Annotated in this window: 29 protein-coding genes; 6 read left to right on the forward strand and 23 right to left on the reverse strand. The window is 63.1% G+C overall.

All coding sequences use genetic code 11. The features are described from left to right. Positions 1 to 182 precede the first annotated feature (182 nt). The 6 genes from PQ457_RS00510 to PQ457_RS00535 all read right to left on the reverse strand — a co-directional run bounded on the left by PQ457_RS00510 (position 183) and on the right by PQ457_RS00535 (position 4,989). The gene (locus tag PQ457_RS00510) at positions 183 to 1,337 is read right to left on the reverse strand and encodes a phage portal protein (protein WP_273617880.1); all 1,155 of its coding nucleotides are present in this window, start codon (positions 1,335 to 1,337) and stop codon (positions 183 to 185) included. Further along, positions 1,324 to 1,863: an HK97 family phage prohead protease gene (locus PQ457_RS00515; protein ID WP_273617881.1), complete on the reverse strand. Its 540-nt coding sequence runs from the start codon at positions 1,861 to 1,863 to the stop codon at positions 1,324 to 1,326. The genes PQ457_RS00510 and PQ457_RS00515 overlap by 14 nt, the downstream gene beginning before the upstream one ends. 1 nt (position 1,864) lies before the next feature. Continuing rightward, on the reverse strand, positions 1,865 to 3,127 hold the full coding sequence (locus PQ457_RS00520) for a phage major capsid protein (RefSeq protein WP_273617882.1): 1,263 nt from the start codon (positions 3,125 to 3,127) through the stop codon (positions 1,865 to 1,867). Positions 3,128 to 3,359: 232 nt separating this feature from the next. Then, positions 3,360 to 4,073, reverse strand: coding sequence for a hypothetical protein (locus tag PQ457_RS00525; RefSeq protein ID WP_273617883.1), 714 nt, complete (start codon positions 4,071 to 4,073; stop codon positions 3,360 to 3,362). Between the two features lie 68 nt (positions 4,074 to 4,141). Then, positions 4,142 to 4,564 (reverse strand): hypothetical protein, encoded by a 423-nt coding sequence (locus PQ457_RS00530; RefSeq protein ID WP_273617884.1) that lies wholly within the window; start codon positions 4,562 to 4,564, stop codon positions 4,142 to 4,144. Further along, positions 4,561 to 4,989 (reverse strand): hypothetical protein, encoded by a 429-nt coding sequence (locus PQ457_RS00535; protein ID WP_273617885.1) that lies wholly within the window; start codon positions 4,987 to 4,989, stop codon positions 4,561 to 4,563. Before PQ457_RS00535 ends, PQ457_RS00530 begins: the two co-directional genes overlap by 4 nt. A 247-nt stretch (positions 4,990 to 5,236) precedes the next feature. Here PQ457_RS00535 and PQ457_RS00540 point away from each other — a divergent pair, with 247 nt between their 5' ends. Then, a complete protein-coding gene (locus tag PQ457_RS00540; protein ID WP_273617886.1) occupies positions 5,237 to 5,509 on the forward strand; it encodes a hypothetical protein in 273 nt (90 codons plus the stop codon). 1 nt (position 5,510) lies between these two features. Here PQ457_RS00540 and PQ457_RS00545 read toward each other — a convergent pair whose 3' ends face one another. The 5 genes from PQ457_RS00545 to PQ457_RS00560 form a co-directional block, all read right to left on the reverse strand. Continuing rightward, positions 5,511 to 7,100 (reverse strand): terminase large subunit, encoded by a 1,590-nt coding sequence (locus PQ457_RS00545; protein WP_273617887.1) that lies wholly within the window; start codon positions 7,098 to 7,100, stop codon positions 5,511 to 5,513. Positions 7,101 to 7,210: 110 nt separating this feature from the next. Next, a complete protein-coding gene (locus PQ457_RS22205) occupies positions 7,211 to 7,588 on the reverse strand; it encodes an HNH endonuclease signature motif containing protein (protein ID WP_420540953.1) in 378 nt (125 codons plus the stop codon). Then, positions 7,585 to 7,734, reverse strand: a complete 150-nt coding sequence (locus tag PQ457_RS00550) for a hypothetical protein (protein ID WP_273617888.1) — start codon at positions 7,732 to 7,734, stop codon at positions 7,585 to 7,587. The genes PQ457_RS22205 and PQ457_RS00550 overlap by 4 nt, the downstream gene beginning before the upstream one ends. Continuing rightward, on the reverse strand, positions 7,731 to 9,281 hold the full coding sequence (locus PQ457_RS00555; RefSeq protein ID WP_273617889.1) for an AAA family ATPase: 1,551 nt from the start codon (positions 9,279 to 9,281) through the stop codon (positions 7,731 to 7,733). The genes PQ457_RS00550 and PQ457_RS00555 overlap by 4 nt, the downstream gene beginning before the upstream one ends. A gap of 159 nt (positions 9,282 to 9,440) precedes the next feature. After that, complete coding sequence (locus tag PQ457_RS00560; protein ID WP_273617890.1) at positions 9,441 to 10,199, reverse strand: class I SAM-dependent methyltransferase; 759 nt, start codon at positions 10,197 to 10,199, stop codon at positions 9,441 to 9,443. A 79-nt stretch (positions 10,200 to 10,278) separates the two neighbouring features. On the opposite strand from PQ457_RS00560, the gene PQ457_RS00565 reads away from it, so the two are divergent. After that, positions 10,279 to 11,052: a helix-turn-helix transcriptional regulator gene (locus PQ457_RS00565; protein WP_273617891.1), complete on the forward strand. Its 774-nt coding sequence runs from the start codon at positions 10,279 to 10,281 to the stop codon at positions 11,050 to 11,052. On the opposite strand, the gene PQ457_RS00570 is transcribed toward PQ457_RS00565, so the two are convergent. From PQ457_RS00570 to PQ457_RS00620, 11 genes are all read right to left on the reverse strand, one after another. Continuing rightward, on the reverse strand, positions 11,037 to 11,777 hold the full coding sequence (locus PQ457_RS00570) for a 3'(2'),5'-bisphosphate nucleotidase CysQ (RefSeq protein ID WP_273617892.1): 741 nt from the start codon (positions 11,775 to 11,777) through the stop codon (positions 11,037 to 11,039). The genes PQ457_RS00565 and PQ457_RS00570 overlap by 16 nt on opposite strands. Positions 11,778 to 11,791: 14 nt before the next feature. Beyond that, on the reverse strand, positions 11,792 to 12,043 hold the full coding sequence (locus PQ457_RS00575) for a DUF2061 domain-containing protein (protein WP_273617893.1): 252 nt from the start codon (positions 12,041 to 12,043) through the stop codon (positions 11,792 to 11,794). Positions 12,044 to 12,088: 45 nt separating this feature from the next. Next, a complete protein-coding gene (gene cysN / locus PQ457_RS00580) occupies positions 12,089 to 14,029 on the reverse strand; it encodes a sulfate adenylyltransferase subunit CysN (protein WP_273617894.1) in 1,941 nt (646 codons plus the stop codon). A 1-nt stretch (position 14,030) separates the two neighbouring features. Next, positions 14,031 to 14,951 (reverse strand): sulfate adenylyltransferase subunit CysD, encoded by a 921-nt coding sequence (gene cysD, locus PQ457_RS00585; protein WP_273617895.1) that lies wholly within the window; start codon positions 14,949 to 14,951, stop codon positions 14,031 to 14,033. A gap of 140 nt (positions 14,952 to 15,091) precedes the next feature. Next, positions 15,092 to 16,357, reverse strand: coding sequence for an MFS family transporter (locus tag PQ457_RS00590; RefSeq protein WP_273617896.1), 1,266 nt, complete (start codon positions 16,355 to 16,357; stop codon positions 15,092 to 15,094). Then, entirely contained in the window at positions 16,354 to 17,511 is a 1,158-nt protein-coding gene (locus PQ457_RS00595) for a M20 aminoacylase family protein (RefSeq protein WP_273617897.1), read from the reverse strand. Before PQ457_RS00595 ends, PQ457_RS00590 begins: the two co-directional genes overlap by 4 nt. Before the next feature lie 80 nt (positions 17,512 to 17,591). Beyond that, the gene (locus tag PQ457_RS00600) at positions 17,592 to 17,984 is read right to left on the reverse strand and encodes a group II truncated hemoglobin (protein WP_273617898.1); all 393 of its coding nucleotides are present in this window, start codon (positions 17,982 to 17,984) and stop codon (positions 17,592 to 17,594) included. Beyond that, entirely contained in the window at positions 17,981 to 18,406 is a 426-nt protein-coding gene (gene trxC / locus PQ457_RS00605; protein ID WP_273617899.1) for a thioredoxin TrxC, read from the reverse strand. The genes PQ457_RS00600 and trxC overlap by 4 nt, the downstream gene beginning before the upstream one ends. A 69-nt stretch (positions 18,407 to 18,475) precedes the next feature. Next, positions 18,476 to 20,041: an aldehyde dehydrogenase (NADP(+)) gene (locus PQ457_RS00610; RefSeq protein WP_273617900.1), complete on the reverse strand. Its 1,566-nt coding sequence runs from the start codon at positions 20,039 to 20,041 to the stop codon at positions 18,476 to 18,478. Between the two features lie 156 nt (positions 20,042 to 20,197). Next, positions 20,198 to 21,448 carry an MFS transporter gene (locus PQ457_RS00615; RefSeq protein ID WP_273617901.1) on the reverse strand — a complete coding sequence of 417 codons (1,251 nt, stop codon included), beginning with the start codon at positions 21,446 to 21,448 and terminating at the stop codon, positions 20,198 to 20,200. A 175-nt stretch (positions 21,449 to 21,623) separates the two neighbouring features. After that, positions 21,624 to 22,463: a hypothetical protein gene (locus tag PQ457_RS00620; RefSeq protein ID WP_273617902.1), complete on the reverse strand. Its 840-nt coding sequence runs from the start codon at positions 22,461 to 22,463 to the stop codon at positions 21,624 to 21,626. 198 nt (positions 22,464 to 22,661) lie between these two features. Between PQ457_RS00620 and PQ457_RS00625 the strand changes: the two genes are divergently transcribed. From PQ457_RS00625 to PQ457_RS00640, 4 genes are all read left to right on the forward strand, one after another. Further along, a complete protein-coding gene (locus PQ457_RS00625) occupies positions 22,662 to 22,967 on the forward strand; it encodes an alkylphosphonate utilization protein (protein WP_273617903.1) in 306 nt (101 codons plus the stop codon). Between the two features lie 16 nt (positions 22,968 to 22,983). Continuing rightward, a complete protein-coding gene (locus PQ457_RS00630; RefSeq protein ID WP_273617904.1) occupies positions 22,984 to 23,925 on the forward strand; it encodes a 1-phosphofructokinase family hexose kinase in 942 nt (313 codons plus the stop codon). Further along, positions 23,925 to 24,350, forward strand: a complete 426-nt coding sequence (locus PQ457_RS00635; protein ID WP_273617905.1) for a cupin domain-containing protein — start codon at positions 23,925 to 23,927, stop codon at positions 24,348 to 24,350. Before PQ457_RS00630 ends, PQ457_RS00635 begins: the two co-directional genes overlap by 1 nt. Positions 24,351 to 24,729: 379 nt before the next feature. After that, the gene (locus PQ457_RS00640; RefSeq protein ID WP_273617906.1) at positions 24,730 to 25,020 is read left to right on the forward strand and encodes a hypothetical protein; all 291 of its coding nucleotides are present in this window, start codon (positions 24,730 to 24,732) and stop codon (positions 25,018 to 25,020) included. A 270-nt stretch (positions 25,021 to 25,290) separates the two neighbouring features. Here the strand turns inward: PQ457_RS00640 and PQ457_RS00645 are convergent, their stop codons facing one another. Next, a complete protein-coding gene (locus tag PQ457_RS00645; protein WP_273617907.1) occupies positions 25,291 to 25,701 on the reverse strand; it encodes a DUF4440 domain-containing protein in 411 nt (136 codons plus the stop codon). Positions 25,702 to 25,788 lie beyond the last annotated feature (87 nt).

Raw genomic sequence — 25,788 nt, forward strand, 5'->3', positions numbered from 1 at the left:
CTTTGCAGGCGACTCGCGCCCATCTGCGCAGTTCCGATTCGGGAATGGCTGCACGGCGAGAAGGCTTCATTCGTCATCCTCCTCAAAATCGACTTCCGCTTGTGCGGCAATAATCAAGCCAAGTATCCAGCCGGGGACGCCTCTGCGAGCGGCGCGGATGATCCAAGGTTCGTAAGGCTGTTTCATGCGATTACCTCGCCTTGGCGCTGGGCGCGGGGGTTCCACCCTTCGACCTGGCGCACTTCGTCAGGGTCCAGAACCTTGGCGTCGAGGGCGATCTTGTGAGCGTTCCAGCGGGTTGCCGGATCGCCGCGTAGGAAGCCGGAAAGGTCCAGTTCCATTTCGAATGTGCCGGTCGAGGGGAAGACGCTGCGGGCAAATTCGGCCTCGATCTTGCGCGCCCAGGGCGACAGCGTAAACATCGCGAACCATCGGCCAGCGGTTTCCGAGTTGGTGAAGGTATTATGCGAATAGTCCTGCACCAGCGGCGGCGGGACTTGGAACAAGCGGCAAACTTCCTCGATGCCGAATTTCCGGGTTTCCAGAAGCTCGGCATCTTCCGGCGAAATTTGGGCCGGTGCCCAATCAAGCCCGGCGTCGAGAACACCAATCCGGCCCGCATTGCTTGGGCCTTGAAAGCGGGCGCTGAATTGTTCGCGAAGGCTCCGCATCGCATCGGGGCCAAGTGCGGCGGTGGCTTTGATAAAGCCGCTGGGCTGGGCGCCATTGTTCAGGAAGCTGCGCGCAAAGGCATTGCTAGCCTGTACCGCCTCGACTGCCTCTCGGGCGCGGGAAAGGCGCGAGCGGCCCACAAGGCCGTCATCGGTCCTATCGCGAAGGTGGATTACCTCGCCTTGCAGAAGGCGGCGAATATTGCCTCCCTTTGTGTCCAACACGTCGAAGGCCAGCTTTCCCGTGCTTAGTTGCACGACGCTGACATTCGCCCAAGGAATGAAACGCAAGCCCGAAAGGCTCCCATTGCCGCTACGCTGCACTTCGGCCAGCCCGTTGCCCATCAGCAAGGCGGACGCAACAAGATGCTCGATAAAATCGGGCCATGTCATGGCGTCATTCACGCCCAGCCGGGTAAGGCGGGTCAAAGGATGGTTCAGCGCTTCGACGCGGCTGTCACCATCGCGGCGATAGATCAGGGCGGGGATGCTGGCGAGCGAGGTGGCGATCACGGTGGAGCAAGCCAGTACCGCCGAAAGGTTCTCGGCGGCGCGAGCTGACATTCCCCCGAAGTAGCCCTGGCCCGGTGCCATGGCCTGCCATGAAGGATCGGCGCGGCGGCGTTCGAGGCCAAGGCGCGACAGGATGCGATCAGCGAATTGCATGGTTCACCCCCGCAAGAATGATGGCGCGGCGGCGGCGTTCGGCCTGGGGCGTGACGCGGCCTCGCAGCGCAAGGGAAGTATCGGGATAAGCTGGCCATGCCGAAACAACGCTGATTTCGTGTAGGTCGACTGCCAGAAGGGTGCGGCGCTCGCCGTTCCAGGCTTCGCCACCCTTGGGCACCATGAAACCGAAGCTCATGCCGCCCAGGTCATTGCGTTCCGCCAGCGCCAGAACATCACGGCCCGCTTGTGTGTCGGGCAGATCGAGCGAGAAAGCGAGGCCCTTGCTATCCTCGGAAAGGCGCAAGGTGCCGGACCGTGTACGGCCCAGCACCTTGCCCGCGTCATGATCCAGCAGGGCCACAACATCGCCCGCCAGAGTGGACCGGAAGGCGCCGGGTGCAATCGTCTCAGTGATGGAGCCGATTTGCGCCACGGCGCCAAAGGTGGCGGCATAGCCCTCGATCCGGCGCCCGCTGGCACGGATTTCAGCGAAGGCGCGGCGTTCAAGGGTGACCGCCGCCATATCAGGCCACCACGTCTTTGATGGCGGCAAAGCTCTCGGCATAGCGCACGGCAATGTCACAAGTGAGCATGGCGCGAACCGACACGTTGCCCTTAGCATAGGCGGTCGACTCGTAAGGGTTCACCAGCAGGTCGAAGGCGGACCAATAGCCGATCAGCAGATCGGCCCAATTGCCATAGATCAGCGCCGAAAGGCTGGTGCCGGTGCCCTTGGTGAGATCGCTCGGCACCTGGCTGGAAAATTCGGTGCGTTCACCGGCAAAGACGCCCTCGGGGCCAAAGCCCATGTAATTGCCTTGGCCGTCCTTGATCTTGGACGTTGCGACCTTGACCTTGTTGTTGGTGAGGAAAGCGCGCGAGGTATTCGGCGCGTCCGCAATATCCACCTTGCCGATCAGATCGCGGGTGGCATCCGCCGTCAGGGCGGCGCCATTGGTGCCCATGGCCACCGATCCGATGCCGCTGGTGTTGAGAATGCCGCGCGGCTCAGAACCCGATCCGCTGCCATTGATCGCGGCGGCGTCCACCAGCGCGGCCAGCATATAGGCGAAATCGGAGCGGATCAGATTTTCCACGTCGACGCTGGATTGCTGAAGCATGTTGCGGCTGATTTCGGTGATGCCGCCCGCGTGCTTGGGCGTCATGCTGACTTTACGGAAGCCGGGGACGGAGCCGTTAAGCGCCGTATCCTCGGCCACCCAGCCGGTCGATACGGAGTCCTTCAGGCCGGGAATGTCGATATTGCCAACAAGGCCCGACAGGACCGTGGCGCCCAGCGATTGCACCTTCAGCGCAGCGCGCAGGCGGTCGAAGTAATATTCGCCGTGCAGTTCCGTCGCGATCAGGTTGGCGCCGGTCGCACCGCTGGGGTTTGTGGTTGACAGAGAGGCGCGACGTTCAAGGAAAATTTCGAGCGGGCAGAGTACGCCTTCGGCGGTCGGCTTGCCGGCGCGCTTCAGCAGCTCGGGTTGCACTTCGCGTTCAAAGCCGAAATCGTGGCCACCGATACCGGCTTGCATCGCCATGGCGCGCACCAGTGAAAAGCGCTTGTGCAGTTCGCCTGACAGCTTCGGATCGCCCGACAGGACGGTGCCAGCTTCGGTGCGTTCGGCCTGCTCGATCTTCTTGGCGCGTTCGATCTTGCCATCCAGCGCGCGCAGTTCCGTCTCGGCGGTGTCAAATGCGGCGCCATCGTCCGCCGTATGGGCGGCGTTCATGCGGTCGACAATGGCCGCGCGTTGTTCAAGGAGGTCAGAAGTTTTCATAAAGTTTGCCTTTCAAACTGGCCGGGGCATTTGCCCCGGCACCGTGATGTTCGACTGTCTCTCGACGTTGCGGGCCGACTGTCTCTCGACGTTGGCGAAACTGTGCCGCGTTGCCCGATTGCGAAGCTGTGAAGAAATGGGCTTCGAGCAAGCCCTTTCCGCCCCCAGCCACCGGGCTTTTCGCTGTTGGTCGCGCGGCGCGACCGCATTTGTATGGGGCGGAAATTCAAAATCATGTTTCGGGCCTAAGAGGCTCGAGGTGACCGGCTATGACCTGGCCAATTTCAGCCAAGTCGCCGCTATTCAGCGTCGGTATCTCATGGAAGCCGCTGCGGTAGCACCGCCAAGCCGCGCGAAGTTCTGGCGTCAACTCTCCGCCGTTCGCGATGCTGGGGCCGAATTCAGGGTGAAGATAACGGAATTCGATATAATCAAATCCGCTGAAATCGTCGCTTTCCCATCGGGGATCGTCGTCGCCAGCCCATATCCCAACGGTGACCGAGGCGGATGCTAAATCGCGATGGATGCTAAAAGTGAAATTGCGTTCGTCGACCTCCGCCGCGCCTTCGTGGCCGTAAAATTCCAGAGCCTTGGCCAATGCGTCTTCGCAGGATACAGGAGCTTGCGCCCGATAAGACTGCTCTTTGTCTTGCTCCACCGGAGTATCGTTGCGAAGAATTGGGCCAAGAGGAAATGCACCGAACAAGCGCACCGCTTCAGGTGCCTCGTGATGCTTCACGCGCAGCATCATTGCAATTAAGATGCGGGCGGCATCAAGCGCAGTCGCATTGGGAGCATTCACCCCTCGAGGACCGGCCTTAATTAACGCCTCCATACCTTCTTGTCGCGGCTCGTCCCGCAGCGCCTTGACGATCCCCGCAACCCTCGACGGCTCAAAATTGAACCGTTCGGCAAAGTCATCTGCGAGGATCGAGAGGCGAGGCATGATTTCTATCGTCCAAAAAATACGATAGGATAACTAACATCTTTTTTCGACATTAGCAATGGCGATGGCTAGGCACCCGCAAGCCTTTCCTTCGCGCACCGATCCAAATCCCATTCGATCATCTGGGCGGCGGTTTCGGCGGGGTAGGGGAGCACGGCGTTGGCGGCATCAAATTCTGTCAACTTGAGCTTGGCGAGGACGGCCAAGGCGCAGGAAACCGGCTGCATCATGGTTTCATCGTACTTGGCGCTCACAAGGTGCGACAGGCGCTCCTCGTTTGCCCTGTCATCATCTGGGCAGGCAGACCATTCGGCTTCAAGCGCCTCAAGCTGGGTGTGCAGGTTCCAGAATTTCGCGTTTGCCGCTTCACGCGATGCCCGCATTTGGGCGTCAAGCGGATGCTCGGCAGGGGCGGCGATGGCCGGGAATGTGAGCGCCGGGAGCGCGGCGGTTGCGCCCAGCAGCGAGCGGCGGGAAATTGCGAGGGTCATTGGCCCACCCCCTCGCGAGCGATGAAGGCGAAGGCGGCATCGAGGTCTTTTTGCTGGCCGTAGGTCAGCTTTGTGCCCCGGATCAGCGCCATGGCCTGATAGGCGGTGCGGCGACCGGCAAGGACGCCCTGAAAGAGGTGTTCCATCATCTTTTTTCGGGCGGCATCGTCCAGCGTTTCCAGCAAGGCGATTAGCAGTTCCAGCTCGACGGATATGTCAGCGCGCAGGGCAAGCAACTCTTTGGCGACCGGGATAGCCTCGCGCACCGGAGGGTAGAGAAACCGCTCTTTTGGGATACGGTGCAGGGCCATGCGGGCTTGCCGGTTTTCGTCGGTCCAGACCTGTTTCACCTTGCGGCGGGCAGCGGTGGGCAGGCGCACAACATTGCTTTGGGCGGATTTCGCCCGTAGGGAAAGGTCAGCCATGATCGCAGTTCCTTTGCGAATGTGGTTAGAGCCGGGCGGGAGTTGGCGCTTCCGTTCGGCTCACTTTCGTGTTAGCTCCAAAATATGAGCACGTCAATTCGCGTTTACACGAAAAAGACACGACCTGCCCAAGCCGGGCAGATGGTAGGCGTTCGCCTTCAACCCGACCTGCTTGCTAAAATTGACGCTTGGATTGCCAATCAGGCAGAAGAGGTGTCTCGTCCTGAAGCGATAAGGATTTTGATCAATGAAATCTTTAAAGAAGACAATGCGTCCGGGTAGAGCTTTGGTGATAGGGGATGAGGTTGAGTTGTCTGGAGATATAATATTTTTAGAAAAAATCAGCAAGCTTAGCAAATCTCTTCAATGCAAGCATAAAATAAGAAATCTAAAAACTTCTGCCAAATTGAGAGGTAAGTTGAGGAGTAAAGAGGATGTTGATTTGCTTGCATTTCTTGTAAGGTCGTCAATGATAGTTCAAACGAGAAATTTCGGACGTAAGTTTTTTTATACTGCCTGATTTAAATCCACATAATCCCGGCCCCTTGATAGACCTTCGGCCCCTCGTCGCGGCTGGACAGGCCCACCGCCATGATCGAGGCCACCATGGGGTCGATGCGGTCAATCGAGCGGTTCTTGCTGGGCTTGCGAAGCCCGGCAGGGTCCATCTCATAAACCAGATTACCGGCAGACCAGCGCAAGATCGGGTGCATTGCGTGGCGCAGCTTGTCGGATAGCATGGCGGTTTCAAAGGCGTCCACCGCTGGCCCCATGCTGGCAAAACCTTGCCCCCAATCCACCAGCGGCAGCGAAATGCCCTCTCGGTTCAAGATCGCCTTCAGATCGGCCATGCCCCAACGGTCAAAGGCCAGCCCGCGCAGATCGTATTGGCTGGCCACCTCGGCAAGGCGTGCGGCGATGAAATGCTTGTCGATGGCCTTGCCCGGTGTCGCTTCGATAAAGCCTTGCTTCGCCCAGGTGCGATAGGGCACCCGGTCGGTCTCCTCGCGTTCGCCCATATTGTCCCTGGGGCACCAGCAATGCACCACAAGCGCGCCGTCATCATCGGGGAAGTAGAGGGCCAGCGCGGACAGATCGCGCGTGCTGGACAGGTCCAGACCGCCATAGCAGGGGCGCCCAGCCAGCGAGGTCGGGTCGAACGTCTGGCCGCAGCGTTCCCATTCGGCGGGGTTGATCGCCTTCGGCTCGGCGTCGACGCGCTGGTTTAGGTAGAGATTGCGAAAAGCCGGTTCGAAGGTGGGCATCCGCTGGGCGCGCATGGCTTCCTCGCCCAGCTCTCGCGCGGATCGGAATTTGCCGAGGGCAGGGTTGGCAAGGGGCCAGTTGGCCGGGTCGAACGGATCGGCATCATCGGGCACGGCATAGACGGCGCCATGGAAGCTATCATCCGCGATCTCGCCCGAATCGATGCGGCCGGAATAATCGACCAGCTCGCTCATGATGTTTTCGGCGCGCGGGCTTTGGGTGCCGATTACCAGCAACAGCGGCTGCTCGCGTTTGCCAAGGCTGGTGCGCAGCACGTCGAACAGTTCCCGGCTCTGCCATTGCGCCAGTTCGTCGCAGACCACGAAAGACGACGCGAGGCCGTGAACGCTCTTCCCGTCGCTGGCCAGAGCCTTGTATATCGAGCCGGTGACGTGATCCTCGATCACCTTGTTGAAGGTCCGCACGTTGAGGCGGGCGGCCATCCAAGGCGTTGCCAGAATGGTCGCTTCCATCTCGGCAAAGATCAGCGAGGCTTGTTCCTTGGTCGCCGCGGCTGAATAGCATTCGCCGCGCTGTTCGGCCTCTGGCCCGCAAAGGTGGGCAAGGGTGAGGCCAGCGCAAAGCACGGTCTTGCCGTTGCCCCGTGCGACCGACAGCAGGCCGGTGCGGACTTGGCGCAACCCGTCATCGCCGTCTTGGTAGATCGAGAGTATCCAATCGCGCTGAAAGTCTTCCAGCTTGACCGTCTGGCCAGCGCCAAAGCCTTTTGTGACGGGAAGCGACTCGATGAACGCGACAACCCGCTCGCCGCGCGTCAGGCCCGGTTGTTCCCATGGCTTTGCCCCCGGCTGCACCGGATCGAGGTTGAAAAGATCAGCCGCCACCGGCTGGGCAAGCTGTGCCGCTGCCCTCTGCTTACCGGCTCCTGGCCCGCGCTTACCCATGCCGAAATATCACCTTATCCAATTGAAAAATAATGCCGAAACCCAACTAACTATCTGTTCTCTTTGGAGGGCGGTGTTGACCGCCCAGCCCTGAGAGATTTTTCGTGTTCAGGGGATGCGGCCCATGGGTGCCGATGGTCGAGGGGCAGGCCATCCGCCGTGCAGCCCCGGCGCGGCTTGCTGGTGCGTACCGCGCCAGCCTCCGGCGAGCGGGCAGTCTTGGCGCTGTGACAGGGGTGGCAGAGGCTCGCGAGGCCATTTAGCGGCGGGAAGGCAGGGCCACCTTGGCTAACGGCATGGCGATGGTCGACGTGGTTGGCTGTGACCACGCGGTTGATCCGCAGGCAGTCTTCGCAAAGAGGAGACGTGGCCAGCTTCAGTTTGCGAAGCTTCTTCCATGCCGTGGTGTTGTAGGGCCATCCACTCATTGCAGGTTCTCCAGTTGCTTGGCGAGCTGGTGCAGGCGGCGGCGCAGCTCGTCTCGGTTCTCGAAGTAGCGTTCAGGGTTGCGCCAGTCTGGCAGCAGTCTGGACAGGTCGCGGGCAATCAGCCGTGCATTGCTCGCGGGTGTCATGGTTCGTCACCCCCGCTATCGGTCGACCAATCGAGGTCGCCGCCAAACGGATCATCGAGGGGATGGGGTGGCCCCCAATTCATGGGGGCACCCATATCCCCGTAGGGGATAGGGGGTCGCACCGCAGGGGTCGCCGCAGGGTCGCCGCAAGTGTTTTCAATGACTTGGCAAAGGGTCGCCGCAGGGTCACCGCATGAGGTCGCCGCAGGGGTCACCGCAAGGCTTTTCAATGACTTAGCTGTATTGCTTGGGTGGGTCACCGCACGAGCAATGCCGTACTTCCATTTGCGGAATTGGTCCTTCCAGAGCTGTTGATCGAGGGCGACTTGCTTGATGTGAATGAGGCGTTCCATCGCCCTGGCAAACGCCTTTTCATCATAACCTTTGCCTTCGATCATCGCTGCGAAAATCTTGGGCGCATAGTTGACGCCGGGGACGTGTGAGACGGCGCGACGGTCTTCGGTTGCCTTGTCGAGACAGCGCAAGAAAGCGTCGTTCTCTGCCGAAGCGGCGCTAATGTCGCGAAGTTGGCGGACAGGGCTGGGGGCGTCATCGCCGTCCAGAATGAGCGCACCTTCATGCCAACGAACATCAATGGCAGATCCTTTGCGGGCGTAGTTTGCCTTTGGCAAAGAGAGTTGCCGCGCGTCGGGGTCGCTGTGTGCATGGTCGCTTTTGGGTGCGTCGAAATAGAGGCGGGCGCGGAAGGCGTTTTCCCATGCGGTCGATCCCGAATAGGCATCGCCCGCCTTGTTGGGGTGGCCGATCAGCATCACCGTGCCGTCGATTTCCTGTGCCAAGCCGTTCAGCAGATTGGCGAAGGTGGTCACCTGAAGGCGATCAATTTCATTGCCGCCATAGACGTGTGAAACGTTGTCCAGCACGATCAGTTGCGCGCCTGTGGCCCTTGCCGTGTTTTGCAGCTTGGTCCATGCGGGCATGGTTTCTTGCCCAGTGTCGCGGTCAAATCTGACCATCTCATTTCCCGCCAGACCGAACAGGGAAATCAGGATCAACTTGCCTTGAAGATCGCCCTCGGCCACGCCCAGCGCGCGGCAGATCGCTCTCTGGCGCCTTTGCAACTCTTGTGCGTCATCCTCGGCAGTCAGATAGATCGCTGGCCCTTGGGTGGTGTCGACGCCCAAGAATGGCAGCCCCATCGCTACACATGTTGCCAACTGTTGGCCCAGCAGAGACTTGCCCGCCCCGCCCGCGCCTGTGAGATATGCTGCGCGGCGGCGAGGCAACCAATCCTGAAGCATCCATTCGCGGGGTGGCGGCTCAATGCCATGCCATTCCACGGGGTTCAGCGTTTGGAATACATCGCCGGTATAGGCAAAGACGTTAGAGGTAGTTTCGACCCAACCCGAGATTGGTTCGCCGTCACTTGTCCGTGGTACAAATTGAGGGAAATCGCGCTTCAGTCGCGAACGATAAAGGCGCTGGTATGCGGCACGAATTTCCGGGTCTTTGATCGCAAAAGCAGCCTCTTCCATCTTCTGCCAGATCGCGGCGGCCTCTTCCGGCGGGCAGTCTTGGACATTCATCGCCAACCCCCGAAAAGGTTAGCCATCGCCTTTCTGTAAGCCGCAGAAATCCGCCACCGTGATTTTTCGGTTAGCCTGCCTAATTCATTGAAAGAAAGGGAGTTATAATGCCCTTGCAGGGCATCCAACTCTCCTCTCATCGCTGACGAATTAACGGCCTCAGGCCGCCGTCAGCACGATTGTGTCCAGCGTGTAGGACCGATCCTCCTCGATTCCGAAATGATCGGCCACTTCCTGGCTGGCGCGGGTCTGGATGAGGCGAATCGCGGCCATGGCGGGGCCGGGCGTGCGCATCCGGGCGGTCCATGCGGCAAATTCCATGCGCAGGCGGCCCTGCTGCTGATCCGTTATCGTAAAGCCCGCTTCGGCCAGCATGGCGGCCCATTGGCGCGCGCTGTAATTGCGCCCGTGCGAGGGATCGCGCAGCACTTCGATCGCCTGCAGATGGGTGTCGGCGGCGGCCAGTGGCGGGGCGATCACATCGGCAAACACCGCGCGCGCACCGGGCCGCAATACGCGCCGCGCTTCGGCCAGACCGCGCGCCACATCGCGCCAATGATGCGCGGAAAAGCGGCAGGCGAGGAAATCGAAAGAACCATCGGCAAAGGGCAGTTCCTCGGCGGCGGCGCGGATGGTTGCGATATGGGCAAAGCCGCGCCGGGCGCTTTCCGCCTCGACGGCGGTCAGCATGTCGGCCGACAGATCACAGGCGGTGACGCGCGCGGCATGGGGCGCCATGGCATAGGCCACATGCCCGCCGCCGCAGCCCAGATCGAGCGCGTGAACAGGGCTCGCCTGCGCGGCCATGGCGGCGATATGGATCAGGTCCGCGCCCTGCGCGTGGGTGGCGCTGGAAACGTAATCCTGCGCGGTGGCGCCAAACTGGTGCTGGACCAAAGTGTCGTGGGCGGTGGTCATGGCTTTCTCCTTCGCCGCCGGGATGGGCCGGGATTTAGCCTGTTACAATGGACATAATTATCCTGTTATAAGGCTTGCCATGCTGGATGATGAACATCGCAATCTGCTGGGCGCCTTTGTGCGCGCCCGCCGGGAAAGCATCGCGCCCGATACGCCGGAACGCGGCCGCCGTCGCCGCACGCCGGGCCTGCGCCGCGAGGAATTGGCCGAGCGTGCGGGGATCAGCGCCACATGGGTGACATGGATCGAGCAGGGGCGCGAGGTGCGCGCCTCGGCGCAAACGCTGGCGCGTCTGGCCGAAGGGCTGAGTCTGACCGGGGCGGAGCGGGCCTATCTCTTCACACTGGCCGGGCGCGAGGACCCGCGCGATCCGTTCCTGCCCGCCACGCAGGCCCCGGCGGCAATTGCCGCCATGGTCGAGGCGCTGCCCTGGCCCGCCTATGGGCTGGACCCGGCGTGGAACGTGTGCTGCGCCAATGCGGAGGCGCGGGACCTGTTCGTCGGCCTGTTCGATGAAGAACCGGCCAATCTGCTGCGCTATATCTTCACTCATCCAATGGCCCGCGCGCTGCTGCCCGACTGGGACGAGCGATGCCACCGGGTGCTGGCCGAATTTCGGCGCGATTACGGCCGCGTGCTGGGCGATCCGCGGGTGGGGGCGATGGTGGAGGCGCTAATGGCCCAGAGCGCTGATTTCCGCGAGGCATGGGGGCGGCAAAAGGTGCTGGCGCGCGAGGGCGGCGCGCGTCACTTCCAGCATCCCGTGCATGGCCCGCTATGCTTTACCCAGCACACTCTGGCCGAGGTCGAGCGCGGCGATTTCCGGTTGGTGGTGCTTCAGCCTTCGGCCTGAAAAAGCGCCACTTCGGCCAGCACCCGCGCTGCATGTTCGGGGCGGCAGATCAGCAGGTCGGGCAGATAGGTGTCGCGCTGATTATAGACCAGCGGCGACCCGTCGATCCGGCTGCAATGCAGGCCATGGGCCAAAGCGACCGCGACCGGCGCGCAACTGTCCCATTCGAATTGTCCGCCCGAGTGCAGGTAAATATCGGCCTCGCCGCGAATCACCGCCATGGCTTTCGCGCCCGCGCTGCCCATGGGCACCAGTTGTGCGCCCAGTTGTTCGGCCACGAACACCGCTTCGGCGGCGGGTCGGGTGCGGCTGACCACCATGCGCAAAACCTCTGGCGCGGGGGGGACCGCCACAGGCGCATCGCTGCGATAGACCGCATCCGCGCCGGGCAGAGCCACCGCGCCCAGCACCGGCGCGCCATCGACCGCCAGACCGACATGCACGGCCCAGTCGGCGCGCGCCTCGCCATATTCGCGTGTGCCGTCGACCGGATCGACGATCCACACGCGCGACTGGTCGAGCCGCTCGAAATTGTCCTTTTCCTCTTCAGACAGCAAGCCGTCCTCGGCCCGTGCCGCGCGCAGGGCATGGACGAGGAACTGGTTGGCCGTGGCATCGCCCGCCTTGCCCAGTGCCTTGCCCGTCACCAGCCCGCTGTCGCGCACGGTGATCAGCAATTGCCCCGCAACGCGCGCCAGTTTGGCGGCCAGTTCGGCGTCGGCCATGGTTTCCGGCATCATCAAATCTCGGCGGCCGGATCATTGGGGGCGGCCCGTTGCGCGCCCCAGTTGATCGAGCTCCACACCCGTTCGTGGAAGTAATAGAGCAGCACCTTGGTGATCACCTCGGTGCTGGCGATGGCGCCGGCTGTCTTGGCATTGCCGGAGAACAGCCAGCTGAGGATGAACGTGTCGATGCTGCCCAGAACGCGCCAGCTGATGCCCTTGATCAGCGAGCGGCTATGGGATTCATGGCCATTGAAGAGCAACATCTTCTACTTCACTCCCAGCTTTATTATGCCCGAATGCATAGCGGCTCAGATTTCCGGCATCCAGTAGTCGCCGAGCAGTTTTGCGACGATCAATTCGGCGGCGTCTGCGGGGCTGATCTTGGTGGTGTCGATGCGGATTTCGGGGTTTTCGGGAGCTTCATAGGGGCTGTCGATCCCGGTGAAGTTCTTGAGCGCCCCCGAGCGGGCCTTTTTGTACAGGCCCTTGACGTCGCGCGCCTCGGCCACGTCCAGGGGCGTGTCGATGAAGACCTCGAAGAATTCACCCTCCGGCGTCAGGCTGCGCGCCAATTCGCGCTCGGCGCGGAAGGGGCTGATGAACGCGGTCAGCACGATCAGGCCAGCATCCGTCATCAGGCGCGCCACTTCGCCCACGCGGCGGATGTTTTCGATGCGGTCGGCTTCGGTAAAGCCCAGATCCTTGTTCAGCCCGTGGCGCACATTGTCGCCGTCGAGCAGGAACGTGTGCTTGCCCAAGGCATGGAGCTTCTTTTCGACCAGATTGGCGATGGTGCTCTTGCCCGAACCCGACAGGCCGGTGAACCACAGCACGCCGGGGCGCTGGTTCTTGATTTCGGCGCGGGCCTCGCGCGTCACGTCCAGCGCCTGCCAATGCACGTTCTGGGCGCGGCGCAAGGCAAAATGCAGCATGCCGGCCGCAACCGTGCCATTGCCGATCTTGTCGATCAGGATGAAGCCGCCCAGCGCGCGATTGTCGCCATAGGGCTCAAAGGTGATCGGGCGGTCGGTGGTGATTTCCGCCACGCCGATGGCATTGAGCTCCAGCGTCTTGGCCGCGCAATGCTCCATCGTGTTGACGTTGATCGTGTATTTGGGCGCCTGCACCGTGGCCGAGACCATCTGGGTGCCGATTTTCAGCCAATAGGCGCGGCCCGGGATCAGCGCGCTGTCGGCCATCCACACGATGCTGGCCTCGAACTGATCGGCCACTTGCGGCGGATTGTCGGCCATAGCGATGACATCGCCGCGCGAGCAGTCGATCTCATCGGCAAAGGTCAGCGTGACCGACTGGCCCGCGACCGCTTCGGCCAAATCGCCGTCGAGCGTGACGATACGTTCGACCGTGCTGGTCTTGCCGCTGGGCAGGACGCGGATGGCATCGCCCGGTTTCACGCTGCCGCTGGCGATCAGGCCGGCAAAGCCGCGGAAATCGAGATTGGGGCGGTTGACCCACTGCACCGGCATGCGGAAAGGCTTGGCCAGATCACGCGTGGTGTCGACCTCGACCGTTTCGAGATGATCGACCAGACTGCGCCCGAAATAGGCGGGGGCCTTATACCACGGCGTGTTGGCCGACAGGGTGGTGATATTGTCGCCCATATAGCCGGAGATCGGCAGCGCGACAAAATCCTCGATCCCGATGCTGGAGGCAAAGGCGCGGTAATCGGCGACGATCTCGTCAAAGCGGCTCTGGGAATAATCGACCAGATCCATCTTGTTGACCGCCAGCACGATGTTGCGGATGCCGATCAGATGGGCAAGGAACGAGTGCCGCCGCGTTTGCGTCAGCACGCCTTTGCGCGCGTCGATCAGGATCACGGCAAGGTCCGCCGTGCTGGCGCCGGTCACCATGTTGCGCGTATATTGTTCATGGCCGGGCGTGTCGGCCACGATGAACTTGCGCTTTTCGGTGTTGAAGAAGCGATAGGCGACGTCGATCGTGATGCCCTGTTCGCGCTCGGCGGCCAGACCATCGACCAGCAGGGCAAAATCGATCCCCTGACCCTGCGTGCCCACGCGCTTGGAATCGGCCTCTAGCGCGGCCAGCTGGTCTTCAAAGATCATCTTGGAATCATAGAGCAAACGCCCGATCAGCGTACTCTTGCCATCGTCCACCGACCCGCAGGTGATGAAGCGCAGCATCGTCTTGTGCTGATGCGTGTCGAGATAGGCGTCGATGTCTTCGGCAATCAGCGAGTCGACGACGTAAACGGGTTGTTCGGTCATCTCAGAAATACCCCTGCTGCTTTTTGACTTCCATGCCTGCGCCGCCTGCATCCTTGTCGATGGCGCGCCCTTGCCGCTCGCTGGTGGTGGTCAGCAAGGTTTCCTGAATGACTTCGGGCAGAGTCTTGGCACTGCTCTCAACCGCGCCGGTCAGCGGATAGCAACCCAGCGTGCGGAACCGGATCGAACGCATCACCGGCACTTCGCCCTCGCGCAGGGGGAAGCGGTCATCATCGACCATCAGCAGCATCCCGTCGCGCTCGACCGTGGGCCGCTCCTCGGCAAAATACAAAGGCACGATGGGGATATCGTTGAGGTGGATGTATTGCCAAACGTCCAGCTCGGTCCAGTTGCTGATCGGAAAGACGCGGATGCTTTCGCCCTTGGCCTTCTTGGCGTTGTAGAGGTTCCAGAGTTCTGGGCGCTGGTTCTTCGGGTCCCAGCCGTGGCTGGCGGTGCGGAAGGAGAAGATGCGCTCCTTGGCGCGGCTCTTTTCCTCATCGCGCCGCGCGCCGCCAAAGGCCGCGTCGAAACCATATTTGTCCAGCGCCTGCTTCAACCCTTCCGTCTTCCACATGTCGGTGTGGAGAGCGCCATGGTCGAACGGATTGATCCCGCGCTCCTTGGCCTCGGGGTTCTGATAGACCAGCAGTTCCATCCCCGACAGTTCGGCCATGCGGTTGCGCAAGTCATACATCGCGCGGAATTTCCACGTCGTGTCCACATGCAGCAGCGGGAAGGGCGGCGGCGCGGGATAGAACGCCTTGCGCGCCAGGTGCAGCATCACGGCCGAATCCTTGCCCACCGAATAGAGCATCACCGGGTTTTCCGCCTCGGCCACCACCTCGCGGATGATGTGAATGCTCTCGGCCTCCAATCGCTCCAAATGCGTGAGCGTGGATCGGGCCAGACCTTGGGACATGAATCACTCCAGCAACTTGACGAATGCCGACATTGGGCTTGACGGTGCTACTACACGCCCCGGAGTGGAATTGGCCCCATGGCTTTTCTATTGCCTGCCCAAGCTATCTTTTGCGTTTTGATGACGCTTGTGGGCCGCGCTCAATCACGCAGATAGGGAGCGCGGCGCGGCAGGCTGAGGCTGACGAGGAAGACCATCACCATCATCGCGCTCACATACCAGTAGAACGCGCCCTCATGGCCCGCCTGCTTGGCCCAGAGCGCGGCATACTCGGCCGTCCCGCCAAAGATCGCGTTGGCCAGCGCATAGGAAAAGCCCACCCCCAGCGCGCGCACCTGCGTGGGGAACAACTCGGCCTTGATGATGCCCGAAATCGAGGTGTAGAAACTCATCAAGAGCATGGCGACACAGATCAGCGCCCCCGCCATCACTGGCGATCCGGCCCTTTGCAACAGCGCGATCAAGGGCACGGTCAGCACCGCCAGCCCTCCGCTGAAGATCAGCATGTTGGAGCGCCGCCCGATCCGGTCCGACAGCGCGCCCATCACCGGCTGCATCAGCATGTAGAGGAACAGGCTGACCGTCATCACCCGGCTTGCCGTGGTGATCGGCAGGCCCGCGGAATTGACCAGATATTTCTGCATATAGGTGGTGAAGGTGTAAAAGGCCAAAGACCCGCCCGCAGTAAAGCCCAGCACCGAAAGGAACGCGCGCGGATGTTGGCGCAGCAGGGCGATCAGGCTGCCCGCCTCCTGGGCCTGGCGTGCCTCGGCGCTGCCGCTTTCCTCCAGCCGCGAACGTGCGGCCAGAGCCACCAGCGCCGCCAGCGCGCCGATCACAAAGGGAATGCGCCAGCCCCAAGCCTTCAACTCCGCCTCAGGCAGGAGCGATTGCAGGATCACCACCAAAAGTGCCGCCAGCAATTGCCCGCCCACCAGCGTCACATATTGAAAGGATGACAAAAACCCGCGCTGCCCTTCGGTGGCGATCTCGCTCATATAGGTGGCCGCCGTGCCATATTCCCCGCCCAGCGCGAAACCCTGCACCAGCCGCGCCGCCACCAGCAATGTGGGCGCCCATACTCCGATCCTGGCATAGGTGGGCAGACAGGCGATGGCCAAAGACCCAGCCGCCATCGTCACCACCGAGATCACCAGCGCAAGGCGCCGCCCATGGCGGTCGGCAAAACGCCCGAACCACCAGCCGCCGATGGGCCGCATAAGGAACCCCGCCGCAAAGACCCCCGCCGTATTCAGCAATTGCCCGGTCGGATCGGCCTTGGGAAAGAAGGCTCCGGCGAAATAGATCGAGCAGAAGGCATAGATGTAGAAATCGAACCATTCGACCAGATTGCCGCTGCTGGCCGCGACGATGGCGCCGATGCTGCCCTGCTTTTTCTCGCTCACGCCGCAGTTCCCAGCCAATGGCGGACCAGCGCCAGATGCAGCCGAATGCCCGTTTCCATCACCCCGTCGTTGAAATCATAATGCGGATTGTGCAGCGGGGGCGGATTGTCGCCCACCCCTTGCCCCAGCCAGATATAGGCGCCGGGGCGGACCTGCAGCATAAAGGAGAAATCCTCGGAGGTCGCCGCAGGTTCGGGCGCGCGCAGCGCATGGCCCACGGTCGCGGCCACCTCCAGCGCATCCTGCGCGGCGGCGGGGTCGTTGATCGTGGCGGGATAATAGCGGGTATAGCCTACGCTGGCCTCCACCTCGAAACTGGCCGCAATGCCCGATGCGATCTGGCGCAGGCGCTGTTCGATCCGGTCCTGAACCGCGCCGTCGAAGGTCCGCACCGTGCCGCCCACGCTCATCTCATGCGGGATGACGTTAAAGGCCTGCCCGCCGTGGATCTGGGTGATCGAAAGCACCGCATTGGCGCTGGCCGGGATGTTGCGCGCGACGATGGAGTGCAATTGCTGCACCAGAGCGGCGCCGGCCAGCACCACGTCATGGGCATCATGCGGGATCGCGGCATGGCCGCCCTTGCCCTTGAGCAGGATGGTAAAGCGGTCCGCCGCGCCCATGATCGGCCCGGCGCGCGTGGCGATTGTGCCTGCGGGCAGGCTGGGCCAATTGTGCAGCGCATAGACGCGATCACACGGGAAGCGGTCGAACAGACCGTCCTCGATCATCGCCTTGGCGCCGCCTTGGCCTTCCTCGGCGGGCTGAAATATGAAATGGACGGTGCCGTTCAGGCCGCCATGATCGGCCGCCAAAGCCTGCGCCGCGCCCAGCAGCATCGCCATATGCCCATCGTGACCGCAGCCATGGAAACAGCCCGGAATCGTGCTGGCATAGGGCAGGCCGGTTTTCTCGTCGATGGGCAGCGCGTCCATATCCGCGCGCAATCCAATCGAGCGGGGGCCATTTCCCGCCCGCAACGTCGCCACCACCCCGGTCCCGCCAATGCCCTCATGCACCTCCAGTCTGATGGCGCGCAATTGCTGCGCCAGCACGCGCGCGGTGCGATGCTCGGCAAAACCCAGTTCGGGATGGGCATGAATATCGCGGCGCAGCGCCACCAGAGGGGCGATTCTTGCGGCAAGATCGGTCATCGGTCAGCTCTCAGCGCCCGGCAATGGGCAGGCCTTTGGTGATAATCCGGTATCGCGCGGGGAGATAGGCGTAAATTAGCTCAGCTTGCCTGCTCCGGCTGGTTGGCCATATGCCAGCCCAGCGCCTCGACCTTTTCAAGAATTGTGTCGGACAGCGCGGATTGCGGGATCGTTTCGGCCCATGCCTGACGAAAACACAGGAGCCAGCCCTCAATCTCCGCCGCGCCGATGGGGGCAACGAAATGACGCATACGCAGGCGCGGATGGCCATATTTGTCGGTATAGAGCGGCGGCCCGCCCAGCCATCCGGTCAGATATTCGAACAATTTCTCCTCCGCCCGCGCAAGGGAAGGCGGATGCACATCGCGGCAGGCCTTGGCCTCGGGCAGGCGGTCCATCAGCGCATAGAAACGCGCCACCAGCGCCCGCACGGTCGCTTCGCCGCCAAAGGCGTCATAGGGCGTCTGGTTCATCCGCGCGCCCATTCGATGATGCGGCGCGCATCCATCGCGCCTGCCTGACGCTTGATCTCGCGCCCGCCTTGCATCAGCATCAGCGTGGGGATCGAGCGGATCGCATATTGCGCGCCCAGCGCCTGCTCGGCCTCGGTATCGACCTTGACCACGCGGACAAAGGGTTCGAGCGCGGCGGCGGCCTGTTCATAGGCGGGCGCCATCGCCCGGCACGGCCCGCACCACGGCGCCCAGAAATCGACCAGCACAGGCAATGTGCCGCGCCCGACATGCGCGGCAAAAGCGGCGGCGTTCACGGCCAAAGGATGGCCGGTGAACAGGCCCTTGTGGCATTTGCCGCATTGCGGCCCATCGCCCAGCCTTTCGCGCGCCACACGGTTGGCGCCCCCGCAATGCGGACAGATCACGATCTCGCTTGTCATGCCCCCAATATGGCACGGCGGGGGCCGAATTCCAGAGGGGGCATGTTCGTGTTGCGGGGGCTTTCCCTGTCAGTCGAACTGGCGGCGGGGCAGACCCAGCGGATTGGCCGCCTTGAGCGCATCGGGCAACAGCGCATCGGGCAGCGCCTGATAGCAGACCGGGCGCAGGAAGCGGTGGATCGCCATAGCTCCCACCGAGGTCGTGCGCGGATCCGACGTGGCCGGGAAGGGGCCGCCATGCACCATGCTGCGCGAAACCTCGACGCCGGTGGGCCAGCCATTGGCGAGGATACGCCCCACCTTGCGCTCCAGAATGGGCAGCAGGGGCGCAGCCAGCGGATAGTCGGCCTCGTCAATATGCAGCGTGGCGGTCAACTGCCCTTCCAGCCCTTCGAGAACCGCGACGATCTGCTCTGCATCCTGACACCGGATGACCAGCGAGGAGGGGCCAAAGACCTCATGCGTCAGCGCCGAATTGTTCAGCAGATCGGCGGCATCGACGGCCAGCAGCCGCGCCGCGCCGCATTGCGCATCCCCGTCCGGCCCAGCGGCCAACACGGAAACACCCTCGGCTCCGCTCAGCGTCTCGATCCCGCGCGCATAGGCCGCCGCGATCCCGCCTGTCAGCATCACCTGCGGGGCCACGCCCTTGAGCGCCTCGGAGGCCGCGCCAAGGAAGCGGTCGAGGTCGGGGCCATCGAGCGCGACGACCACGCCGGGGTTGGTGCAGAACTGGCCCGCAAACAGGCTGAGTGAGCCGACATAGGCGCGGCCCAGATCCTCGGCCCGGTTGGCCAGCGCGGCGGGGAAGAGCAGGACGGGATTGATCGAGGACATTTCGGCATAGACCGGGATCGGTTCGGCACGCGCGGCCGCCACCGCCATCAGCGCCAGACCGCCCCCGCGCGATCCGGTAAAGCCCACCGCCTTGATATGCGGATTGGCGACCAGCGCGGTGCCGATGTCATTGCCCGGCCCCTGGATCAGGCTGAACACGCCCTCGGGCAGGCCGCAGGCGGCAACCGCCTCGGCAATCGCCTCGCCCGCCAGCAGCGAGGTGCCGGGATGGGCCGGATGGGCCTTGACCACCACCGGGCAACCGGCGGCCAGCGCCGAAGCCGTGTCGCCGCCCGCCACCGAAAAGGCCAGCGGGAAGTTCGACGCGCCGAACACCGCGACCGGGCCGACGGCAATCTGGCGCGCGCGCAGGTCGGGGCGGGGCAGCGGCTGACGGGTGGGGAGAGCGGGTTCGATGATCGCGCCCGCCCAATCGCCTTCGCGCAGGACCTTGGCAAACATGCGCAATTGGCCGGTGGTGCGGCCCAGCTCGCCGTTCAGGCGGCCCTGCGGCAAACCGCTTTCCAGCATCGCGCGGGCCACGATCGCCTCGGCGCGGGTCTCCAGCGCGGCGGCGATGGCGTCGAGGAAAGCGGCGCGCGCATCGGGCGCGGTCTCGCGATAGGCGTCAAAGGCGGCCCCGGCCAGCGCGCAGGCCTGCGCAATGTCATCGGCGGTGGTGATGGCGAAATCGCCTTCCAGCGCTTTGCCGGTGGCGGCCTCGATTCCGGTAAAGCTTGCGGCACTGGTGCGGCGCTGCGCCCCGATCAGATAGGCGCCCGAAGTGGCAGAGGACATGGTGGCTCCTTGGCTGGCTCAGAAATCTCGGTCACGCTGTCTATGATAGCGCTCCCATTTGCAACAAATATTGTTTTTGCCGCGCGCGGGATCAAGAGTCGAATGACAAGACGGTATCGAACAAGAGCGATCAGGCATGATTGCCCGACGGCGCCCTCAGGCCGCCGGTCGGTTTTCAAACCCATGGGCGCCCAGCAACACGGGAAACAGCCGCGCCCATCCCGCCGCGATCACGATCGAGGCCGCCCCGCCAAACACCACCGCCCCCACCGGCCCCATCAGCGCGGCGGCAAGGCCCGATTCCATCTCGCCCAATTCATTGGAGGCCGAGACGAAGAGCGTCGAGATAGCCCCTACCCGCCCGCGCATGTCATCGGGGGTGGACAATTGCATCAGCGTTTGCCGGATCAGCACCGAAACCATATCGGCCGCCCCCAGCAGCGCCAGACAGCCCGCCGAGAGCCAGAAGGAGGTGGACAGGCCAAACACCACGGTAAAGACGCCATAGATGCCCACAGAGCCCAGCATCTTGGCCCCGACATGATCGCCCACCGGCCGCCACGAAACGAACAGCGCCGTGCCCAGCGCCCCCACCGAGGAGGCGGCCCGCAGCAGCCCCAGCCCGTCCGGCCCGACATGCAGAATATCGCGCGCATAGACCGGCAGCAGCGCCGTCACCCCGCCCAGCAGCGTGGCGCACATATCCAGCGTGATCGTGCCGAACAGCAGCCGGTTCGAGCGGACATAGGTCAGACCCTCACGCATCAGATCGAGCGGACTGCCGCGCGATCCGCGCGAATGGGCCGCATCCGCGCTGATCAGCATTTGCGCCGCCAGCGACAGAACCAGCAGCACTGCGGCAAAACCAAACGCCGCCCCCGGCGACACCGCATAGGCATAGCCGCCCAGCACCGGCCCCAGTATGCCCCCCACGCGCCCGGCAATCGCCCCCAGCGCTATCGCGCGGGGCAGCACCTCGGGCGGCACCGTGGCCGAGAGCAGCGCGTTCATCGCCGGCATGTAAAAGGCCCGCGCCGCCGCAAAACCGGCCGCGACAATATACAGTACCATCAGCGACAGCCCGCCCCGCGCCGCCAGCAGGCAGAGCGGGACGAGAAAGCACAATTGCCCGATCAGCGCGCCGCGCACCACCTTGCGCCGGTCATGCCGGTCGGCCGCCAATCCTGCCAGCGGGTTGCAGACCAGAAAGGGCAGAAACTGCGCCAGCCCCACCAGCCCCAGCCGCAGCGCGGCGGCGCGCACGCCATAGCTGGACCGCGCCACATCATAGACCGCCCAGCCTAGCGCCATCACCATCGCATTATGCCCCAGCATCGCCGTCAGGCGGGCCAGCCAGTAGAATTGGAAGTCGCGATAATGCAGCGGATGTCGGGGCGCTTGCGTCATGGCCCTTGCGGCTATCAGCGCGGTCGGGTCACGTCGAGGAGGAACTGTGTCGAGGAGGAATTGGGCCGATCGGGCCATGCCTGCGCGGGCTTTCAAACGCAGGGGCGCGGGGGCAATCCGTAACTCATGAAAAAAAGGGGGGAGGGCGCGGTGACCGGCCCTCCCCCTCTGACGATCAGCGATGGTGGCCGTAATAGCCCCGGCCGCCATAATAGCCGCGCCCGCCGTAATAGCCCCGGCCCGGCCCGCCGTAATAATAGCCGCGCGGCATCGGGCGATAGGTGCGGTAATACCAGTTGTGATAGGGATAGGGGCGATAGACCCACACATTGTCGACATAGACCCACGGACGATACCACGCCGGGGCGGCATAGACATAGTCGGTCTGGGCATAGACATAGGCCGGGGCGCCGCCACGCGTCACATAGCCGGGAGGACAGCCGGGGCTGGTTTCGCCGCCGCTGCTGCTGGCCACGGCCGCGCCGCCCACCGCGCCGATTGCCGCGCCCGCCGCCATGCCGACGCCCGTGTCATGGCGCCCGGCCAATCCGCCGCCGATGATCGCGCCCAAAACGCCGCCCACCAGAGCGCCCGCCCCGGTATTGCCCCGCGATTTCACGCAATTGTTGCGGGCCCAGTTTTCCGCGTCGGCGGCATAACGGGCATCCGCGCCGTAATCCTCGCCGCCCGGCACATAGCCCTGAGGGGGCGGAGGCGGGGTGCGGCCGTCATAGCCTTGCGGTTCGGCCGGTTCGGGCGGGGGGGTGCGGTAATCATAGCCGCCCTGCTGGGCATTGGCACCCTGATTGGGATAGGCGGGCTGATTGGGATAGGGAGCCTGATTGTTGTATCCCGGCTGATTGGGATAAGCGCCCTGATTGGAATAGGTCTGGCCCGTGGGTGCGGAGGGATAGGCGCCGCCGATCTGGGCCGAGGCATAGCCGGACGCGACAGGCGAGAGCCCGACCGCGATCGCGCTGGCGGCCAGCAGGGTTTTTTGCAAAGAATGGGTCATGATGCCTATCCTCGGTGATCGGCCTTGATGGGAACGGCCTGTCTGAAATTCTGTTGTAACAAATGCCATGATCCGCGTGAACGCAGGCTGACACAGCGCAAAGCGCGACAAATTATTACCGGATAGGGCCGGAGATTGACGGGCCGATGGCCAAACCCGCGATGGCATGCCAAGGGCCATGACGAAAGGAATGAGACAATGAGCGCTGATGAAGACTATGTGTATGACGAGGAAAGCGGCGAATGGATGTCGGCTTCCGAACTGGCCGCGAAACGCGCCGCCGCCGATACGGTCGAGGTGCGCGATGCGGTGGGCAATCTGCTGGCCGATGGCGATCAGGTGACGTTGATCAAGGATCTGGAAGTGAAAGGCGCGGGCCAGACGTTGAAGCGCGGCACCTTGATCAAGTCGATCCGCCTGACGGGCGATCCGCAGGAGATCGATTGCCGCTATGACGGGATCAAGGGGCTGGTGCTGCGCGCCGAATTCGTCCGCAAGAGATAAGGCGCAAGAGGTAAGAATGCGCGTCGCCACATTGACGATGAACCCCGCCATCGACGGTGCCTGCGAGGCCGAGGCGGTGTTTCCCACCCACAAGATCCGCACGCATAATGAGCGCTACGATCCGGGCGGGGGCGGGATCAATGTGGCGCGCGTGCTGGCGCGGATGGGCCATGCTTCATCTCTTGGCGCGGTCGAGGTGATCTATCTGGCGGGCGGGGCGACAGGCGCCCTGCTTGACGAATTGCTGGACCAGCATGGGCTGGACCGGCACCGCATCGCCATCCATGACCATACGCGCCAGTCGCTGGCGGTCTATGAAAGGTCGAGCGGCAAGGAGTTCCGCTTTGTCCCCGATGGCCCGCTGGTGGATGAGGCCGAGTGGCAGGCCGCGTTTGACCATGTGGCCGGGCTCGAACACGGCTGGCTGGTGGCCAGCGGGTCTTTGCCGCGCGGGGTGCCGGTGGATTTCTATGCGCGGGTGGCGGCGGCTCTGGCGGCGCGCGATGTGCGGGTGGTGGTCGATACGTCCGGCCCGGCGCTGGCGGCGGCGCTGGATCAGGGCGGCCTCTATCTGGTCAAGCCCAGCCAGGGCGAGTTCGAGGCGCTGATCGGCCGCAAATTGCCCGATGCGCAGGCCGTGGGCGAGGCGGCCATGGAGATGGTGCGCAGCGGCAAGGCAGCGCATGTGGCCGTGTCCATGGGGCATGAGGGCGCGGTGCTGGCCCATGCTGGCGGGGTGATCGTGCGGTCCGCGCTGGACGTGCCGGTGAAAAGCGCGACCGGGGCGGGCGACAGTTTCGTGGGCGGTATGGTGCATGGCTTTCTGTGCGGCGAGGATGCGGCGGGCGCATTCCGCTGGGGCATGGCGGCGGGGACGGCGGCGGTGATGTCGCCGGGCACGGACCTGTGCCACCCGGAGGCGGTGCGGCGGATGTGGCTGGCTTTGGGAGATAGGTGATGCGTGATCCGCAGGCGATTGCGATCATCGAGCGATTGGGGATGCAGCCGCACCCCGAAGGCGGATGGTATGTCGAATTATGGCGCGAGGGTGAGGGGCGAGGCCGGGTCAGCACGATCTACTTCCTGCTCGAAGCTGGGCAGACCTCGCATTGGCACCGGATTGATGCGGCAGAGGTGTGGCTGTGGCATGGCGGATCGGCGCTGGATCTGGGCGTGGCGCCGGGGGATGCCGGGCCGGTGCGCTGGATCCGTCTGGGCGGCGATGTGCTGAACGGCGAGGCGCCGCAGGGGGTGATCCCGACCGGGCATTGGCAATCGGCGCGGGCGGGCGATGGCTGGGCGCTGGTCAGTTGCGTGGTGGCGCCGGGATTTACCTTTGAGGGGTTTGAACTGGCCCCGCCGGGGTGGCATCCGGGTGAATAGCGGCTTGATGGTGCGCTGCATCATTCCACAATGGTTCTTGCAGGGTTGTTGAGCGCCGATTCGCCGCGTGGATCACGTGGCGAATTTGGCACATTGATCGCGATCCGGCGGGCCAAACTTGTATGCATTCCTATTCAAGCGCGATGCGGAGCGATTGCGCGCATTGAACCCACAATCGCCAGCTTTTCCCCGAAATATGCCGAATTCTAACGATATAGGTGGAGATTTCCCATGGGTGTGCTTTGGCATAATTGCGAAAAATGCAACCATATCGTTGGTGAATGCAATTGCTACATTCCCACCATTCACGTTACACGGGCTTCAACAACATAAAGGGTGCTTCGAGGCAATTGTTCCTAACCAAATAGGGGATATTGCCATGATCAAGACTGTTATCGCTGCCGCTGCTTTCGCTCTTCTGCCCGCCGTTGCTTTCGCTGAAGAAGCCCCCAAGCAGAGCTTCACCTATCAGGGCGTGACCTACACCTACACCTCGGAAGTGCAGAACGGCGTCAAGGTTCTCAAGGGCTCGGCCTATAACGGCAAGGTGCCTTTCGAACTCAAGGTGACCAAGAACGGCGTGTCGGGCACCTTCAACCGCGCTCCGGTCAACTTCGACATGCACGAAGTCCAGCACCTCGACAACAAGGACGTTGTTGAAGGCCAGTAAGGCGATCGGCCCCCAGCGGGCCGTGCTTTCTGAATGCTGAGATAAGCAAGGGGCGGCTGGAAGATATCTTCCGGCCGCCCTTTTGCATGTGCGAACATGTCTGGAGAGTTGCGGCCCAGCCGGTTGGTAGCCTCTTCTATAAGAGCCGGCCAGGCCGCGCGGTCGATATGGCAGGGCCCATCTGACAAATCCATGAATGAAATGGCCACATTGGCGAATTTTATGATTTTTTATGGCGGGCTTGGTTGACCCGCCCGGCAGGCCGAGCGATCATTTCAACGTCACGAAAATCTCGGCCTCCAGCACCCAGCGCGATTGCGTGGCATTGGCCGCCAGATTGCGCCATTTCGCCGCATACGTGCCCGAGGCCTGCACCTTGCCACCGGCATCGACGCCCTGCCAGGCGCCCTGCTCCATCGCTATTGGTTCGGCCTCGCTTGTAATAATAGCCTCGGTGGTTCGAACATAGGTGGTGCGCAGCGCAACAGGGGCGGCAAACTCCCGCTTCCATGCCAGCAGTTGCGCCTTGCGCCCGTTCAGCAGCGCGCTGTCCGTGCCCGTGATCAGCGTCACATGCGGGGCAAGAATAGCGCTGATGGCATTCAGGTCGCTCTGCGCCAGCGCACGGTTGAAGTTGGCGCGGGCAAGGCGGATGGCAAGGTCGGCGGTTGGGTTGTGCATGGGGTTTACCGCTGCGCGATTTTTCGGGTTTAGGGAAGGGGCGTTTTGGGGCGGAAGCAGATTTGCCCGCCGGAGGCAAAACAAACA

Origin of the sequence: Novosphingobium humi (assembly GCF_028607105.1) — a bacterium.
Classification (GTDB): domain Bacteria; phylum Pseudomonadota; class Alphaproteobacteria; order Sphingomonadales; family Sphingomonadaceae; genus Novosphingobium; species Novosphingobium humi.

What these genes read in the sequence shown, in the direction of transcription:
- PQ457_RS00510 (WP_273617880.1), bottom strand. Translation starts at nt 1,337, where the DNA reads ATGCAATTCGCTGATCGCATCCTGTCGCGCCTTGGCCTCGAACGCCGC.
- PQ457_RS00515 (WP_273617881.1), bottom strand. Translation starts at nt 1,863, where the DNA reads ATGGCGGCGGTCACCCTTGAACGCCGCGCCTTCGCTGAAATCCGTGCC.
- PQ457_RS00520 (WP_273617882.1), bottom strand. Translation starts at nt 3,127, where the DNA reads ATGAAAACTTCTGACCTCCTTGAACAACGCGCGGCCATTGTCGACCGC.
- PQ457_RS00525 (WP_273617883.1), bottom strand. Translation starts at nt 4,073, where the DNA reads ATGCCTCGCCTCTCGATCCTCGCAGATGACTTTGCCGAACGGTTCAAT.
- PQ457_RS00530 (WP_273617884.1), bottom strand. Translation starts at nt 4,564, where the DNA reads ATGACCCTCGCAATTTCCCGCCGCTCGCTGCTGGGCGCAACCGCCGCG.
- PQ457_RS00535 (WP_273617885.1), bottom strand. Translation starts at nt 4,989, where the DNA reads ATGGCTGACCTTTCCCTACGGGCGAAATCCGCCCAAAGCAATGTTGTG.
- PQ457_RS00540 (WP_273617886.1), top strand. Translation starts at nt 5,237, where the DNA reads ATGAAATCTTTAAAGAAGACAATGCGTCCGGGTAGAGCTTTGGTGATA.
- PQ457_RS22205 (WP_420540953.1), bottom strand. Translation starts at nt 7,588, where the DNA reads ATGAGTGGATGGCCCTACAACACCACGGCATGGAAGAAGCTTCGCAAA.
- PQ457_RS00550 (WP_273617888.1), bottom strand. Translation starts at nt 7,734, where the DNA reads ATGACACCCGCGAGCAATGCACGGCTGATTGCCCGCGACCTGTCCAGA.
- PQ457_RS00555 (WP_273617889.1), bottom strand. Translation starts at nt 9,281, where the DNA reads ATGAATGTCCAAGACTGCCCGCCGGAAGAGGCCGCCGCGATCTGGCAG.
- PQ457_RS00560 (WP_273617890.1), bottom strand. Translation starts at nt 10,199, where the DNA reads ATGACCACCGCCCACGACACTTTGGTCCAGCACCAGTTTGGCGCCACC.
- PQ457_RS00565 (WP_273617891.1), top strand. Translation starts at nt 10,279, where the DNA reads ATGCTGGATGATGAACATCGCAATCTGCTGGGCGCCTTTGTGCGCGCC.
- PQ457_RS00570 (WP_273617892.1), bottom strand. Translation starts at nt 11,777, where the DNA reads ATGGCCGACGCCGAACTGGCCGCCAAACTGGCGCGCGTTGCGGGGCAA.
- PQ457_RS00575 (WP_273617893.1), bottom strand. Translation starts at nt 12,043, where the DNA reads ATGTTGCTCTTCAATGGCCATGAATCCCATAGCCGCTCGCTGATCAAG.
- cysN (WP_273617894.1), bottom strand. Translation starts at nt 14,029, where the DNA reads ATGACCGAACAACCCGTTTACGTCGTCGACTCGCTGATTGCCGAAGAC.
- cysD (WP_273617895.1), bottom strand. Translation starts at nt 14,951, where the DNA reads ATGTCCCAAGGTCTGGCCCGATCCACGCTCACGCATTTGGAGCGATTG.
- PQ457_RS00595 (WP_273617897.1), bottom strand. Translation starts at nt 17,511, where the DNA reads ATGACCGATCTTGCCGCAAGAATCGCCCCTCTGGTGGCGCTGCGCCGC.
- PQ457_RS00600 (WP_273617898.1), bottom strand. Translation starts at nt 17,984, where the DNA reads ATGAACCAGACGCCCTATGACGCCTTTGGCGGCGAAGCGACCGTGCGG.
- trxC (WP_273617899.1), bottom strand. Translation starts at nt 18,406, where the DNA reads ATGACAAGCGAGATCGTGATCTGTCCGCATTGCGGGGGCGCCAACCGT.
- PQ457_RS00610 (WP_273617900.1), bottom strand. Translation starts at nt 20,041, where the DNA reads ATGTCCTCTGCCACTTCGGGCGCCTATCTGATCGGGGCGCAGCGCCGC.
- PQ457_RS00615 (WP_273617901.1), bottom strand. Translation starts at nt 21,448, where the DNA reads ATGACGCAAGCGCCCCGACATCCGCTGCATTATCGCGACTTCCAATTC.
- PQ457_RS00620 (WP_273617902.1), bottom strand. Translation starts at nt 22,463, where the DNA reads ATGACCCATTCTTTGCAAAAAACCCTGCTGGCCGCCAGCGCGATCGCG.
- PQ457_RS00625 (WP_273617903.1), top strand. Translation starts at nt 22,662, where the DNA reads ATGAGCGCTGATGAAGACTATGTGTATGACGAGGAAAGCGGCGAATGG.
- PQ457_RS00630 (WP_273617904.1), top strand. Translation starts at nt 22,984, where the DNA reads ATGCGCGTCGCCACATTGACGATGAACCCCGCCATCGACGGTGCCTGC.
- PQ457_RS00635 (WP_273617905.1), top strand. Translation starts at nt 23,925, where the DNA reads ATGCGTGATCCGCAGGCGATTGCGATCATCGAGCGATTGGGGATGCAG.
- PQ457_RS00640 (WP_273617906.1), top strand. Translation starts at nt 24,730, where the DNA reads ATGATCAAGACTGTTATCGCTGCCGCTGCTTTCGCTCTTCTGCCCGCC.
- PQ457_RS00645 (WP_273617907.1), bottom strand. Translation starts at nt 25,701, where the DNA reads ATGCACAACCCAACCGCCGACCTTGCCATCCGCCTTGCCCGCGCCAAC.